This window comes from Bacillus sp. Root131 (assembly GCF_001429475.1).
Classification (GTDB): domain Bacteria; phylum Bacillota; class Bacilli; order Bacillales; family Bacillaceae_G; genus Bacillus_A; species Bacillus_A thuringiensis_S.
The window spans coordinates 155,183-171,261 of the sequence record NZ_LMJQ01000041.1; the positions used below are offsets into that span (position 1 = coordinate 155,183).

Genomic DNA, 16,079 nt, shown 5'->3' on the forward strand with positions numbered 1-16,079 from the left:
CATCCTTTCTTAGCGATCAAATACCGCTGGGTGAACTGGTTCAACAATCGCATAATCGAAACGAACTTTTACAGAAGAAGTTGTAGCTAGTTTTCGAACACGTAATTTTGTAGAACCATCATGATTGAAGATCAAGTAGAATGTTTTATATTGTCCACTTGTATCGAAGTCTGTTCCGTTTAAAGTAGTTTTGTTAATAACTTGGTTTGTCTTTGAGTTAACTGCAGAAACCTCAACAACCGCATTAGAAGGAAGACTACTTGCTGATAATCTTACAACCGCAACATAACGACCGTAATGCATTCCATCTAATGGTGCATTTAGCAGGTCTGAAGCAGCAGTAGCACCACTCTCGATTGCTTTGTTTAATAATGTTTTTGAATCAGCAACTGCAGTGTTGCCAGTTGAAGATGCATCATTTGAATCGAACTCTCTTGTCCATCGAGTGTTTGTCTTCCCTAATACCTTTAGCTCTGCATTTTGTGCGATTGTTCCACCTGTTGTTTCAGAAATCTTGTCGTTAATCGCATCAGCTACTTTTGTATTTGAAGTTGATTCTACATAGATATCTGAACCGGTGATTCCTGTAGCAGTCTTTGTTAAATCAACGTTTGCCTTTGGAAGTTTACCTTGTACTTCTTGTGTAAGCATAATCTTCTCCGGCATACCAGGAATCCCCGAAGTACTACCTAAGTGACGGTGTTGTTGAATTGTAGGATTTGTAGTCTTATCCTTATCGAAAGCCCATGTAGGTCCACCGTATCGCTTATCGAATTCAGCATACCAATCATGAGTCTCAAGTGCATCTATACGAGACTTAACGGTAGAAGTTCGTTTAAGGTTTAGTAGCACGTTTGGGTCTGTAATAGGTTTTCCGTTTACATCCTTTGGTGCAGCTGGCATTTGAGCTAATTCTCCTAGCATACGTTGTACTGCCATTACAGCATCCTGTAGCGAGTTTACATGTTCAGCCATGTTGTAATCTTTAAGGTTTGTCCATCGAAGCAAGTTGGGATTTGACTTAGAACCACTACGCTCATCGAATAATTCAGGGAAACGAGTAAGAACTAAGTCGGGATAAATATTATTCCCAACTGCATTTTGTACTGATCCAGTTTCAGCCATTATTTATCCACTCCTTGTTATTTTGGTAGGTTAAGAGATAAAGAACCTTCTCGGTTAACTCTTACGGATATACCTTGTGATCCTCTTAAAAATGAACCCTCTGTATCTATTACTGCAGAGAATGAACCCCTACCAAGAGTTACAGAGCCGTTACCAACTTCTACATCGGCTAACGTTGTTTGGGTCATTGTATTGTTTAGAGTAAAGTCCTCATCAGTTGTTAATTTGTAAGACTGCGGTGCGTCACTCTGATCGATCCAGTCCACTATAAGCTCTTCTAAAACAGGTGTCACTGTTCTATCAGCAGTTTTCATTTCTACATGGACTTTAATTTGTGGCTCTTCATTATTGTGAAGGATATCTTCTCCTGTAACAATTTCCATACCAGGAGATGTGTTGTCGCTAAAAGTATAACCGTAACGATTATCCCAAGTGATATGAGTTTGATATAGGAATTCACGTAAAGCTACTAATACGTAATGAAGTGGAATAATTTCAGAAGCCATTACTGTATATTTGTAATCCTCTAAATCATACTCATCATTTGGTATTTTCCCTTTTGCAACTATCTTGTACTTAAATTGAATTTCTGGGTGATTCTCTTCAATTTGTTCCTCTGTACCATGTAGCCCAACATAGGCTTTGAATTCGCGAACAGAAGACTCTTCTTTTGGAGCAGTTACTAGTAAGTCATCACCGCTACCAATTCCTGATTGAACTTCGTTATCCTTCCATGAAGCAGAGAAACCGTCCCAGATATGAGGCAGGTAATGAAACCCCATATTGTTTTCTTCAATGCTGCGCCAATAAGCTTCTCCCCAGTTCATATGATCCCAAGAGAAACCTAGATTACTATTAATCTGATTTACGTATTGGATATATGTTTGAGAAGGTGTCCCATCTGTATTCATAAGTTTTGTTTGAACATACTTATCATCAGATAGCGAGCCTAATTCAACTTGAGATTTATCAATGCCAAGTTCTCTACTAATACCATTAATAAGCCCTTTCTTTGTTGCTCCACCAGGATTCTTAAAAACATCTAAGATACGATTCTTGAAAGCTTCGTTTCTTTCGCCCGGTAATCTAGAAATGCCTAGCAACATACCAAACTCATCAAATACGTTCCAGATATGATGAAGCATATATTCATAATGAAGGGTATCCCCTACTTCAATTGCATCGAATGGTTTAAAGATATTATCTTGCATGTAGTAATCCGTTACTTTGATATATACATAACCTTCAATGGTATCAATCATGTAGGCGTTGTCGTCACTCTCAAAAAATAGTCGTAAACTATCCATTGGCATACAGTCTCTTCGCACACCATCAATAACTAAACGAACGTGACGATTTGGTGTTTCAACATCTACAACGTCACGAGTAGCAAGCGGAATCTTATAACAGTAATCTGCTGTTTGTAAGTTTGCTGTACCGATATACATGTTGTTCCAAGCTTGCTCTATGTAACGTTCAATGTCTGATAGTTCAACACCAAATGCATCTAAAAATAGTGCCCCTACAGATTTCTCGTCTTTGGCCATCTTCATCCATTGCGGAAGCATGGACATCATACTTGTTGTATGTTTGTTTAACAATGGTGTCACCTGCTTTCTAAGCTACATTAATTTTTCTTAAGAAGTATCGTTCTTCTAATGAAGGCTCAACATTCTTAATGAAATATTCTTTTTCACCAACAACAAGTTTTTTAAATTCCATATCAAGAATTTGTTCGCTTGTTTCCATTACGCGCTGAATAATTTCATTGATAATAATTGGAGAACCCATGTTTAATTGTTTCATGTACGCTCCGACATTTTGAACGACTTTGTTACGGATGTGTTGTCTTTCAAGAGAAGTTGTTTTAGAGTGGAAAATTAAGTTGAGGGTGATATCCACGGGGTTGTACTCACTTGTTTTTACTTCTACATTCATACCATAAGCAGCCACTTCATCTATAACGCTTTCTACACGAGTTAGTAGATCGTTTTCAATTGGGTAAACTTGAGGAGTAACATAGCAAGTAAACGAGCCTGTACCTCTTGTAAATCTTTTGAATTGAGCATCTGCAACGCCATCAATTCTCAGTGTTTTTAAACGGATAGCAATTAGATTTGCATTCTGTTCAACAGATACCTGATTGGAGATTCTTGCACGATAGTTGTCGTCAGATTCATCTCCATCACGAGTACAGTTTAACAGTTCACCAATAAGGTCTAAGTATCCACCTGTTGATGTTGAAATAAAGCCCATTTGAATAATTAATTCTAATTCATCGTAGAAGGGACTAAACTCTTCTATCATTACTTCTGAAAACATACGAGCAATGGAACCTGGACTTGTTTCAGTAATTCCACCTTCAGTTCGAAGTCGAGTCAAAACCGCTTCGAGCATTTCATCTTTTGATTTTCTCATTAACTGTTCACCTCATATTCTGATAACAAACCATGTTCTAAATTGAATAGAACTGGTAAAACTAGATCCGTTGCTTTTCTTCTAACAGTTATATAGAAAAGTATTTCGCTAGAACTAACAGGAACTGGTCTAACACTTAAGTCACTAGGTGGTATGAACTTGTCACTAGTTAAACTTTTCTCAATTAGGGATTTTCCTAATTCTCCTGTCTCCCTTGTATTAGGAAGACCAATTAATTCAGATAAGTCTGCTCCTATATCTTGATGTATAAACCAATCTGGATTGTCTGTTCTTAATCGATTGAGTATTACCTGCTTCTCACTCAAATAGGATACTTGAAGCGGGATATCTCTTACTAATAATCCTTCTGAACTATCTGTTGAGATATTTCCAACCGAATCGATATAGAGTAATTCATCAAAGTCGTTGTAACTAGGAGAACCAAGCTCTAAATCTCCTTCCGGTGTAAAACGAAAATCGACTTTCATTTGTTATCCTCCTCTCTTTATTCTTGAAGTTTCTATTCCTAGATCCTCAATCATAGATGTAACTTTTTCATCGTAATAGTGCTTTCTCTTTTGTTCTTGGAATAAAGGAACATTAATATTATTCGGTCCATCTTGCAACATAGAAACCATTGAAGCTTTTGGAATATGTCTCTTTTCCCCTACCTTGTCGCCATAATACAGATAAGGATTTAGGTTATGATTATTCCAAATGAATCCGTATGGTTTTGTATGCATCCTCATTTCCTTTGTAGCAAAATGAATACTGTCACCATAAAAGATGATTCCATTATCTTTAGCATCCAATCGAATACCTGTGTCTTCATTCACAAACATTTCAATTGAACCATCATCGCAGAGTTTAAAGGTTGAACCTGTAACTGGATGTTTAAGTGCAATTTCATCTTCACTAATAAATTGCCAGTTCTCTAATTCTTTTTCCAAACTCTTAGTTTTAAAATTAACGAGTTCCTCTTGTAATACTTGTCGCCAATAAGGATAATGAATATCTTTATCTCCATCACCATATGTCTTATTTACATATGCTTCATTCATTGGAATCCTCCTTTCTAAAAAATACGAGATTGACGAATTGTTCTTCCACCATAGGGACTTAGATAATTTTCATCACTATGATTTGCTTTGTACACTGTAGATATATAAGGTGACTCTTTTGACTTGTTTTTAAAAGAGATAGACACCCTGTCACCATTTTTAACAGCTTGTGTAAATACACCATCCCCATCTTTAGGTAAAGATACGTTTTTCATTGTTCGTAAAGCATGACTGTTTTCATCGGAGTAGACTACTTCACATGTTAGTTTCGTATAATCCACTTGGATCACATAGCCTTCGATTGTTCCTTGTAATCTATTTAAAGACGGTACAACTACTTTACTGTAAATAGATTGATGAATTGGACTGTTGAAATTCATCGAATCACCTTCTCTTTAATTCTTTCTTGAGTTAAGAAATCGTCTGTCATAGGTTTAGTGATTAATTCTTGCATATGCTCATAGGCTACAAGAAATTGATATGGTCCTTTGATTTTCCCATCCTCTTTATGATAGAAAAATAACTCGCCATGATCCTCACTTATACCAATGAATAAAGTTCCATATTCAATGCATGTTGTACCTTTATGCTGTTCTAAATACTCTTTAATTGTCATGCTGTCACCCACTTTCCTGGTCCACCATAGATAGGAACTCCATCATATTTAATGTCTTTCCCTTTTGGAGCAATGTCTATATGTATGAACCCCTTATTGTTTTCGAAGTCTCCACCAATCGCAATAGATCTTACACCTAATTGCCATGCACAGTCTGCAATTTCTCTTACTTCGTCTATGCTTCTAACAAGAATATCGATTGCACAACCTGCTTCATGAGGTGAAAGTTGACCGGGGTTACTAAAGCGGAAACCACTAATAACCTCAAAATAAGGTTTTTGGGTTTTCAAAAGCAAGCTTTCAAACAACCTTTTTGCGTCTGGTGAATAAAGATTCCCCTCATGACCATCGTATTTTTCACTATGAATAAATCTTTCCTTATTTAAGGGAACCATTTTTTCATACTTGGTAGTTCGAGCCCAACCAACACGGTTAAGGAGAAAGTACTCTCTTGTCATGTCACCCTTCTTAAGAGAATCCTCTATGAATTGAACTGGTAGGTATGGGAAAGAACTTCTGTACGTCTGATCAATTAGTTTTTCTTCTTCCGATAATTCTGCTCCATCCTTTTCATAAAGAGCATGCATTGGTTTTTCATTGCCTTCTTCTTTCTCATCTGCTTTTGCTGAGAAGCTAACCTTAGGTGCAATAGAATTTACTTGAATAGCTGAAGCGCTGCCTCGAATATTAACGTAGTCTTCAGGATTTTTTGTTGTCCCTTTTCTATTATTAAAGTCTGTACAAACCTCAAAGTGTAAATGGACACCCGTTGACTGCCCTTGCATACCCATATTTGCAATATGTTGTCCTCTTTTTACCGCATCTCCGGTTTTTACTTTTAGTGTATTAGGGGGCATATGGCCATAAATCGTATATAAGTCATCCTTATGCTTAATAACTATCCAAGTACCAAATCCACTTACCCCACTTCTAGCTTGAAGAACAACCCCATCACCTGCAGAAAGTATCTTGCAGTTGGTATCGCCAGGTGTGTTTGGAGCTAAATCCACCCCATTATGGTTTGTTCCCCAACGTGCTCCCATAACAGAAGTGAACCTATATGATTTTGGTTCTGCAGGAACGCCCAGTTCACCCGAACCTGTGAAGCTACCAACTCCTCCCTCAGGTTCTTTTACGGCGCTACCTTGGTCTTCAGACTTTTTACTATCATCGGAAGTTTCTTCTACTTCTTCCTCTTCATCGGTTTTAGGAAGTTCAAATTTAGCAAGGTACTCTTTTCTTTTTTTATACTCTTCCTTACCTGCTTTAATTTTTCTCTTATATGATTCGAGGTTATAGGTTTCTTTGTTTGTAGCCATAACTAAACTCACCTGCCCTTAATGTACCTGGTCCTCTATAAAGTGGTAGATTGTCATAGCCCCAAGTCGATTCAGGGCCAATATCAATATGAACAAAATTAGGACCAACTGCAATAGCACGGAATCCTGTTAACCATGCAGTGTCAGCTATATAAATTGCTTCTTCCGTTGAATCAGCATAAATATCCATAGAAATACCAATAGAATGAGAAGACTCTCCATCAGAAGGATCAAACCCTCTAGCTATTTTTAAGGTTCTATATCCGAGTCGATCTTTAAGAAGACGAAAAGCTTGTCTTGCTTCACTTGTGTAGAAATTCTCTTGAGGTCCATTTAAATGAATAAACTCGTTTGGAGGTAATGGGGAATATTTTTTCTTCATGTCATAACTGGATGACAGTTTAAAGTCTTCCACATAGTTTGACCTTGGGTAGTCTGGGGCAATGATTCTACTCTCTTTTAGTTTTGCAGTAGGAATACTTATCTTAAGTGCAAAACTTCTAGCGGATGCTAATTCCTCTTCTGTTGGTGGTAGCTTGGCTGGGGATTCAGCAACAACTTCTTTTACCGGATCTTGATAAAGGTCACAGCCAGCTGCATAATTCCCTTCAATCTCATTATCTGATAAAGGTGCTGCTTGAGCAGAAAATGCACTTACTTTTGCCTTGCCTGTAACTAGATTCATAAACCAAGTTTTATCAACTCCAGTACCAGGACAACTTTTCGGTTCTTGACCATTAATTAATCCTTCGCGGTGAAACTTCACACCATTTGGTCTGCCAGCAAAATACTTGGCGATAGCAACAGCAGATTCTAACTGTTTGCCTTGTAAAGTATCATTGCCCTTATCAAAGTTTCCAATCATTTCATACATTGCTGGATGATTAGCAGCTGTACCATTATAGTTTTTTGCACTACATGGTACGGATGAAATGTTACGTCCAAGAATTACTTGTCCATCTACACCGATAGTAAAGTGTTGCGCGATATCGTCCCAGCCATTTGTTTGTGTATGAAATCTTCTCATGTCGTCGTTTAGTTTTGCTAGTGTCTGACCTTTAGCACTTGTATGGTTTGGGTTCCAGGTATGATGGACATAGATACCATTGATCATAGTCGTATCTACAGTGTCTAAGAATTTAACTACTTCTGCACCGCTTGCAAATGTTTTTCCGTACTCCCATTTACCACCTGTTCCTTTACCACCAGCAGAAGATGAACTTCCACCAGCGCCTCCACCAGATAAAACATCTAGGGTTAAAATTGACTCTACATATGGATCTCTTCCGAAACCTTTATACATCTCAGCTACTTGGTTCCCATAAATATACCCACCAGTTGTAACCTTACTACTTCCGTTACTAGGTACACTAAAACCGTTATATAGCCATGCAATCCCATGAACGTTTTGCTTTAATTCATACCCTTGACTTTTAAAGCGTGAATATCTGTCAGCAGCCCTAGAGATAACTCCTCCAGCATAGTTATGTTTTTCTTTAAGAATCATGCAACCTACATAAATATTATAGATCGGGTCATTACATGCCTTACCAAAATCTAAACCTAGCTCACCAGTAATATTTTTTTCCGTCTGCATTAATCCAACACAGTTATAAGGGTTTGGTCTTGAATCGTGTTCTCCGCCAGATTCGGTTGCCATAATCACTTTAACCATAAGAGGGTTTACTCCAGCTTTTGCTGCTTGTTCTTTAATATGTTGATTCCACTTATCAGTACCAGCTACCTTACCTTTAAGTCCTGTTTGGTAGTTACCGTTTATGATTTTGTCGAAGTAATTATCTGGTCCAGTGTATTGAGCGACTGTAGGCATCTCACCATTAAAGTTTGCTCCGCCAGCTCCACTTGATGCTGCGACTTCTCCGCCACCTTCTTTTGGCTTCTCTTTTGTCTTTTTAAGTGAGAAACTCTGTAAGAACTTCTTACGTTCTGCATATACTTCTTTTGCTGCTTTTATTTTCTTTATATACATTTCTGTGTTATAGGTTTGTTTATCTTTTTGTGCCATAAAGTTATTCCTCCTTATTTTGATAAGCTAACCATTTATTTTGATTTTCGCTATAGTTAACACAAAAAAGAAGAGGCTATGCCCCTTCTTTCGTTGTTGATGTTGCTGTCTGTTGTTGCCTGTTGTTTAATTGATTTAGTTGGTACGCTTTTTCAGTTCTTGCATACACACCTTCTTCTCCTCCTGAACCAGTAAAGAAGTTAGCTATTTCTATGAATGCATTACCGAAGAATTCTACATCATCCCCGTCATCATGGAATAATGTTGCATTGAACATTTTATCGTATCGACCTGGTGCATCACCATAAATCATACCTGCATGGTTGTTAATACCTGCCGTCAATTCCTTCCCTCTATAATTTAATGGAATCGCCACAACACACTGAAGGTTTTCTTTGAATCGACGATAATGTTCAAATATCATTTCTGTACCAATCCATATTCCTGCATTAATAATGAATCCAACTGGCGTGAAGGAAGCTGCTCCTCGAATCACGCCTAATGCCCCTTTACCAATCTTCGCTATGTCATCAGAGCTTGATAGAACTTTCGCAAAGGCACTTCCTGATTGCAGAATAGCCTTTTTACTTGTGTTCTTAAGAAAACCTGATTTTCCGGGAGCCTTGGTCATGTTTTGGGCTGCTTCTTCAAAATCCTTTACTAACCTCTGTTGCAGAGCCTTAACATCCCCATCTCCTTTCGAGACAATCTCGTCAAGAGTTTTTAGGATCTTGTCCATATCTCCACTACTATTCGCCATACTTATTGTATGTCTAAATCCTTTAGTAGAAACCCATTTACCTACACCAGCAGGAATCCCTTTTGATTTAGTAATCCATTTAGTTAAGTTTCTTCCAGCTTTATTAGCAGCTGCACGTATTGCAACTGTAGCAGCTAATGACTGTCCAAAACTCATGTACCACTTACTCATTTCAAGAATTACCTGGTCATCGTTTACAACCAGTAAGTCTGGTTCAATAGAAGTAATGAATCCTGTCTCCATACTGAAGTGATGTGTAACTGATTTAATTAACGCATTTCCTTGCAGGTCGTTAATCTCATCATTGATGTACATCATGTCATGAGGTTTAGCGGTAGGATCTCCTAGCACCAACAGATTACCCTTGTACATGTCTTTCATGCTATCTCTAAGAGTAGACTGTCCGAAGTATGTAGCCATTACTTCCGAAGTATAGAAGTCCGCAAACTTTGCTACAATATCTGCTTCTACTACTCTTGTTTTTTGTTTGTCATAACGAATATCCGCATCCGCGTAAAGCACCGGTGTTTGTTTTCCGTCATAGTTTACGATAACGTTTGTGAAAACATTATCCTCACTAGCTTTAATATTGTTTTCTATAATATCATAAGCTGACATGTAGAATTTGTTTTGCATGTACGGACGTTTTGACTGTCCTGTAAGGTATCTTGACCATGTTTTTTGTATAGGATCAAACTCATATCGAGAATCATACTCGAACGCACAACGCCAGTACGGTTTACCGAAGAACAATGTCGAGCGTAATTCGAACGGATGGACAGCAGATATATAGTCCGGAGTCGAATACGTAATCGTTTGTATAATATCCCAAACGGTGTTGTTGTAGAACTTAACAACTACGTTATCTTCATCACCTGGGTTAAGGATTTTAAATTTGTTTTCCCATAGTCGCGTCCAGCTAAAATCTTCGAAAATATTATTTCGCTCTCCATTAGGGTGCAACCATTGTGAAAATGTAGGAGTTCCGTTTGAGGAATAAATATTTTGGGCTACTTCACCATATTCATCGTTGAACCATATTAAGTTACCCATAGGTTTCGAATCAGTTGTGCCCTTTGAATCAAATGGCTGTCCAAAATGCATGATTCCTAGAGGATTGTCTTTGAATAGTCGCTCATCTACTACTCCGTTCATGAAGTCTTTAAACCAACTTCCTTTTGAACTCATAAGACTACAAATCAAGTCTCGTGGTTCAGTTACACTGAAGATTCCATCGTTATCATCATCAGGGTCACCAGACACCACGTTTCCTAATTCAACTCCGTCACCTTGAGCAACAATTTCAATTACATCACCAATCTCAAGTTCTGAAATCGTACCATTAAACACTACTGGTAACGCACTAGCTGTAGCACCATAACCCATTCTTAAATGGATACGCGCTCCTGTTTCTAGGAAAAGGTTCTTGTGAATTTCGTTTTCCTTCTTATCAATTAAATCTTGAGGGATTTCATTCCAAACGTAGTTGTCCCACCATTTTAACTGACGGTCTACATAGTCAACATCGGTACGACGAGTTGTTAAGTTTGAGTAAACATTAGTCATAGAGATTACTGCTGTATCTGCAGCAATTTTACGAGAACGGTGAACGTCTATACTTTGAATAGCGTTGAATCCGTACATATTATCCCAAAACTTGTACTTACCAAAGTAATCACCTTCATGGATAATAAACATCTGGAATCCTGGGAATGCACGAAGCATTCTTCCACGTTGGTCATGGTATCTTAAATCATAGAACATTTCCTCATACAGGGTTCGCGGGTCAACATCATTATACAAACGCAGGTCTGTAGATCCTGTTGAAGCTTCAGCCGTCTCATCAACTTGATGAATTGTTTCATAAAGCTTCGCACCTTTTTCGTAGATTTTTTGTGAATACTCGTATCCATTCTTATCTTTTTTACTACCTGCGAATTTGTCTGTTAGTTTATCGGTAGCTTTTCCAAGTGCACCAAACGTAGCAAGGTTACCTGGATTGTATTTCCCAAGAAAGTCTATACCTTTTTCAACCCATCCATCTGTCTTACTTAATTCATATAGCATTTTTAAATGCTTCTCATAAATAGAGTATAGTGAATTTTTATCCAGGGTTTCTAGATGTTTTTTCATAACCTTCTTGATATTTTTCTTATCGGAATCAACTTTCAAGTTATTCGCTTTTAGTACTGATAAATCATAGTACTCAAGCTCAAGAAGTTCATCAACATAGTCATCTTTATTTCCATCACCCATCGTAATACCCTCGTCTAGAGTTAGTCCGGCATACCCTCTATATACATCCTTGTTATAACCACTAAATGTATTAAATGGCTTAGTCGCATAATGGTTGAAACGGTTCATAACGCCACTTGCAAAACTATTATCTTCGATATCTTTAGAGAATTTAATTTTAGCATCTGGCTTTTCATACAGGGCAAACATTCCATCCCAAGGACGACAATAAACTTCATAGTTCTCGCGATCCTTATCTAACTTATCTAGCTTCTCGTAGTGTTCCGCAAGCTGCTTCACTGCTGTTTGTAAATTGTATCTCCAGTTGTACATTAAGCGTTTTACTTCATCAACCTTCATATCAGCTGAAGAAACATCTACTTGCGCTAACCCTACACGTCCAGACTTGCCTACAGTAGGTTTTGTCCCTTTGAAATGTTTCCACTGACTTGTTTTATCAAGGAATGCTTTCATAAGCGTCATAAATCGTTCTTTTGTGATTTTTGATTCTGTTTTAGCGAAGTCCATATGATCCATACCATTTGGTTTTTTAGGCTCTTTAATGACTTCTTTCTTGATCAAATCACCAATAGCAGTAGTATCTGGGCCTCTTAATTTACTTCTTCTCACTTTGAAACTTGCGTAATAAATATCTTCCGCAGGCTGATAAGAGACTACCTTTTTAGTTTTGTCTGCCTCTTTTAAATCCCCGCGACACTCTTCAATGAATGTAGGAGCTGAATAGTATTTCTTAAAGTACTTATCAACTAGACTATTAAGTTCTTGGTATATAAGTGCTTCATCGCCACTAGGGTTTTTAGATAATGTACCATAATCATTTCCGCCATCAGGGAAGAGTGTTTTCCATTCTTCCATAGTCGGGAAAGTTTCATAAGCAAATTTATCATCTTTTTTATCTGTTAAAAACTTTTGAACGTCTGCATTCTTTACAGTTGCAGTGCCGCCTTGGTCAGCCATAACAGCTCCTGCTGATGTATTTGGAGCGTCGGATTTTTTAGCATCTTCCTTTTTACCCCAATCAAACTTCCAGTCAAGAGGTCCTACACCTTCAGTCTTTTCTAACTTCTTAAGCTTGTCCCAGTCCTCTTCAGTCGTATCAAATAATTTCTCTGATTGATTACTTGTGAAAGCAGCTACACCTGTAGCATCAAACATGTTTAATTGATGGTTTCCAAGGTACGACTCTTCAATTAATTGTCTTAACGTGTTACCTGTAGAGAAATAGAAGTCGGGATCAAGATATGTTCCATTTGTTATGTTCGGATATTCTTTTGTACCTGCATCCAGCTCTGGCAATACGGCATTAATTTGAGCGTAAGTAGGAAGTTCCATATCAGGATAAACTTCTAGCTTGTGAAGTCTAGCTTCAATCATACGGTCATTCATAAATGCTGTCTTGTTGATCTTTAACTTCTCAAGATCCATTTGTTTGCTATTACCAGGTAGTGCAGTTAATTCTTCACGTTGACGTTGCGTTTTATCAAACCCAATACCTTGTAACATGATTTGGTATCTTCCTGGGAAGTTAGGAACTGTATTTACAGAGATACTTTCGAACATTACATATCGAATACCAAATAACTGAGAAAGATCATTTTCAATACCGATATATCCATTTGTAATACCTTGATTAAATTTCTTAGCGTATTGGTCAGAAGTTGCAATAAGGTTGTTGAAATCTCTTGCGCCATCTTCATCTACCTCCAAGAGTAAATCAATGTATGGATCTCCACCACCCATATATTGCAGGGTTGCAGCTTCACTAGACTGAACATGAGATATACTAAACTCATTTGAGAAACGAGCATTGATAGAGATTGGGATAACCTTACCAGAGATCGGATATTCTCTCATCGGAATCAAACGTTCACTAGCTTCAATGACTCTCATGTACTCATCAAATTCGTCTTTGTATTTAGCTACTTCATCTTCCATTTTCTTTGCACCGTCTGCAATGTTTTTAATTGCCTTTATCCCAGCATCATTAGCAGGAATACGGAATAGTCCTTTCTCATAATACTTCTTAAATTCCTTTTCAAGTGCTTTTTGGTTACCAGGATCTTTAAGTTCCTTTATAAGGATAAGACCATCTTCCTCTTTTCCTTTGTATGGTTCTTTTGAGTAATCTACTGGAGGATCTTCGTCATAGTAATTAAGCCCAGCAGATATACCTGACCAATCAAATCGAGTCTTAAAGTACAAACGAGACTGGTATGGAATGAAGATTTCTTGATTACGCAGATTAGTAAAGGAGCCCTTGTGTTTACCATCGTAAATTCTAGCAAACAATTCCGCTCCTTCACGTAGAACGTTTTCTGCTTCTTCTCTTTTTAAGTTGTTGTATTTCTTTTTAAGTTCGCTAACCATGTACCAATAGTTACTATCAGCAAATCCCATTCGAAGATCATCAATAATTGTTTCTGGCTTAATCGTAGAATCTTTATAGCGTTTATATTGATCCAGGATTTCATTAGCAACAGAAGCATCTTCTTTTTTGTATTTGTACTCATCATTCTTTGTCTCTAATTCGATTTTTCTTAGTTCTGGAGAATCTGCATTCTTCATGTAGTTGATAGCGTCTCTTCGAGCTGTAAGGAATGACTCATCAGCAAGAGTAAATTTGATATCACTTTTAAGTTGGCCATCTAATCCTTTGAAGTAACGGTACTTGTCTCCGCGAGGAGCTAGGGATTGATTGTAATACCATCTTAGCATTGGGTAATTTACAGAATCGCCCAGTGTACTTTTATCCATTAAGTATGCTTCTGAATTAAATTCAACAAGCGTTAATTTGGCAGTTAAGGACTCTGGAAAATTAGGAACTGTCGTTACTTCGATATTCATTAAAGCTACATCACGAATACCTAATACATCATTAATGTAGTAGTTATCAATAGGAAGAAACGGTGCTTTAGCGAATTGTGCAAGTAATGGTCTAAGTCCATCAACGTAAAAATACTTAGCTTCTTCTCCTTTTCCGTATTCTTTCTTCCAAGGGTATTTCTTACCATTAATTGATTCTAGATCGTGGAAATAAAGATCCATGCTTAACGTAGTAAGTGTTTGACCGCGGTTAACTAATACAGAGGATTTTGTACGAAGTGTTTTTATTTTGGAGATGTTTGAAGTTTTGTTTACATCAATAGAAGTAGGTGGAATTGTAAGAATTACATCACCAATCCTAACTTTAGAATGTCTTTTTAAATCTTCGACTGAACTAATACCCTCTGTAAAAATTGACACCCTATCGTCATAAGGGCTGAAAAAGTCCAAAGCGTTATGAGCAGGAGTTGTTGTTCCTTTTATATTTGTCGTTTCGGGATTGATATCTTCATCGTAAGGTTCATCACTACCGATATCAGGAGTACTCTCTGCATCGCTTCCACCTGTTGAAGGGGCACCAATACCTGTGTCATATGCTTTTAAATTTAATTCCTGAATCCAACTCAATGGATTAAGAACTGTTAAAGTATTTGCATACTCAAATGGGAAAATACCAAGAGGAACTTGAGGAAACTTCTTAGATTTTGTTACTAAAAGGGACTTGTTTACGTGTACAAGTTTCTGACCTTCTGCGCTATTAACCCTGTTAAATAGGATATCAGCACTTTTGTCTTCCGTAGCATAAACATCTGCAATATATCGACCATATTTTGCATCAGTCAGAGGTGCTTCTCCCATTTTCCGACGATCAAAGTGAATAACAACAAGTGGTTTTTGGTTTGCTTTCCAACCTAAGAGTGTCTCGTTTTGTTTATGGGCTTCTTCCCCTACTTCGTACATATCTTGCATTGTAACCCCGTATGTTTTTCCTAACCTAGTATTTTTAGGGTCTTTATAGGATTCTGCTCCCGGCTGCAATGTTTCTGGTGTTTCTACGCCGTTATATCGAATTGTGATTGTTTCTTCTACTTTTAACTTAGAAGATAAGAAATCAGATAACTTTACCAGTTTTACATCAATTGTATCACCATCTGTAACTTTCTCTAATCTTCCAACCGCAATATAGTCTGAAGTAACAACTGATTCTTTATGTTCTTCCATTGCACTAAAGAATCCACTGCTCTCTTCTTCTGGTTTTTGCTGCGCTATTTCTAACGGATTGCCAAGCACTTCTTTTTCGTAGTAGAATTTAGCGCTTGATAATAGTCTGTGAGAATTGTAGCCACAATCTAAATAGATGATTTGGTTACGCATCGTAGTGACTTCCATCTCTCTATTATCAGCTATTGAATAAAAACTAATGTCTACAGGGTAACGAGACACTTTCTTTTCTACTTCATTAAGGAACATGTTGAATCTTGGGCTAGTTGCTACACTCCCCTTGCTCCCTACATTAATAAACGTGTAGTTCTGATTTATGTATATACCAACACGCCAAGGCGCATCTTTTCTAACTCTTGTTAGAGAGGTAATTAATATTTTCTCTTTCATTCATGTCACCTCTTTTTTGTAGTAAAACAAAAAGAGCTAACAAAATGTTAACTCTCATTTGTCT

Annotated in this window: 10 protein-coding genes; all 10 read right to left on the minus strand. The window is 37.4% G+C overall.

Features of this window, described 5'->3' with window-relative positions; genetic code table 11:
* Positions 1–9: 9 nt before the first annotated feature.
* Entirely contained in the window at positions 10–1,125 is a 1,116-nt protein-coding gene (locus ASE54_RS29175) for a hypothetical protein (protein ID WP_000852183.1), read from the minus strand.
* 17 nt (positions 1,126–1,142) lie between these two features.
* Positions 1,143–2,735 (minus strand): hypothetical protein, encoded by a 1,593-nt coding sequence (locus ASE54_RS29180; RefSeq protein ID WP_003310352.1) that lies wholly within the window; start codon positions 2,733–2,735, stop codon positions 1,143–1,145.
* 7 nt (positions 2,736–2,742) lie between these two features.
* A complete protein-coding gene (locus tag ASE54_RS29185) occupies positions 2,743–3,543 on the minus strand; it encodes a baseplate J/gp47 family protein (RefSeq protein WP_001232164.1) in 801 nt (266 codons plus the stop codon).
* Positions 3,543–4,031, minus strand: a complete 489-nt coding sequence (locus ASE54_RS29190; protein ID WP_000861693.1) for a hypothetical protein — start codon at positions 4,029–4,031, stop codon at positions 3,543–3,545. Before ASE54_RS29190 ends, ASE54_RS29185 begins: the two co-directional genes overlap by 1 nt.
* 3 nt (positions 4,032–4,034) lie before the next feature.
* Positions 4,035–4,604 carry a hypothetical protein gene (locus ASE54_RS29195; RefSeq protein WP_001001212.1) on the minus strand — a complete coding sequence of 190 codons (570 nt, stop codon included), beginning with the start codon at positions 4,602–4,604 and terminating at the stop codon, positions 4,035–4,037.
* A 14-nt stretch (positions 4,605–4,618) separates the two neighbouring features.
* The gene (locus tag ASE54_RS29200; RefSeq protein ID WP_001010564.1) at positions 4,619–4,984 is read right to left on the minus strand and encodes a hypothetical protein; all 366 of its coding nucleotides are present in this window, start codon (positions 4,982–4,984) and stop codon (positions 4,619–4,621) included.
* On the minus strand, positions 4,981–5,220 hold the full coding sequence (locus ASE54_RS29205; protein WP_000152773.1) for a hypothetical protein: 240 nt from the start codon (positions 5,218–5,220) through the stop codon (positions 4,981–4,983). The genes ASE54_RS29200 and ASE54_RS29205 overlap by 4 nt, the downstream gene beginning before the upstream one ends.
* The gene (locus tag ASE54_RS29210; RefSeq protein ID WP_000224638.1) at positions 5,217–6,539 is read right to left on the minus strand and encodes a M23 family metallopeptidase; all 1,323 of its coding nucleotides are present in this window, start codon (positions 6,537–6,539) and stop codon (positions 5,217–5,219) included. The genes ASE54_RS29205 and ASE54_RS29210 overlap by 4 nt, the downstream gene beginning before the upstream one ends.
* Positions 6,514–8,565: a transglycosylase SLT domain-containing protein gene (locus ASE54_RS29215; RefSeq protein WP_000057448.1), complete on the minus strand. Its 2,052-nt coding sequence runs from the start codon at positions 8,563–8,565 to the stop codon at positions 6,514–6,516. Before ASE54_RS29215 ends, ASE54_RS29210 begins: the two co-directional genes overlap by 26 nt.
* 76 nt (positions 8,566–8,641) lie before the next feature.
* The gene (locus ASE54_RS29220; RefSeq protein WP_000659956.1) at positions 8,642–16,015 is read right to left on the minus strand and encodes a hypothetical protein; all 7,374 of its coding nucleotides are present in this window, start codon (positions 16,013–16,015) and stop codon (positions 8,642–8,644) included.
* Positions 16,016–16,079 lie beyond the last annotated feature (64 nt).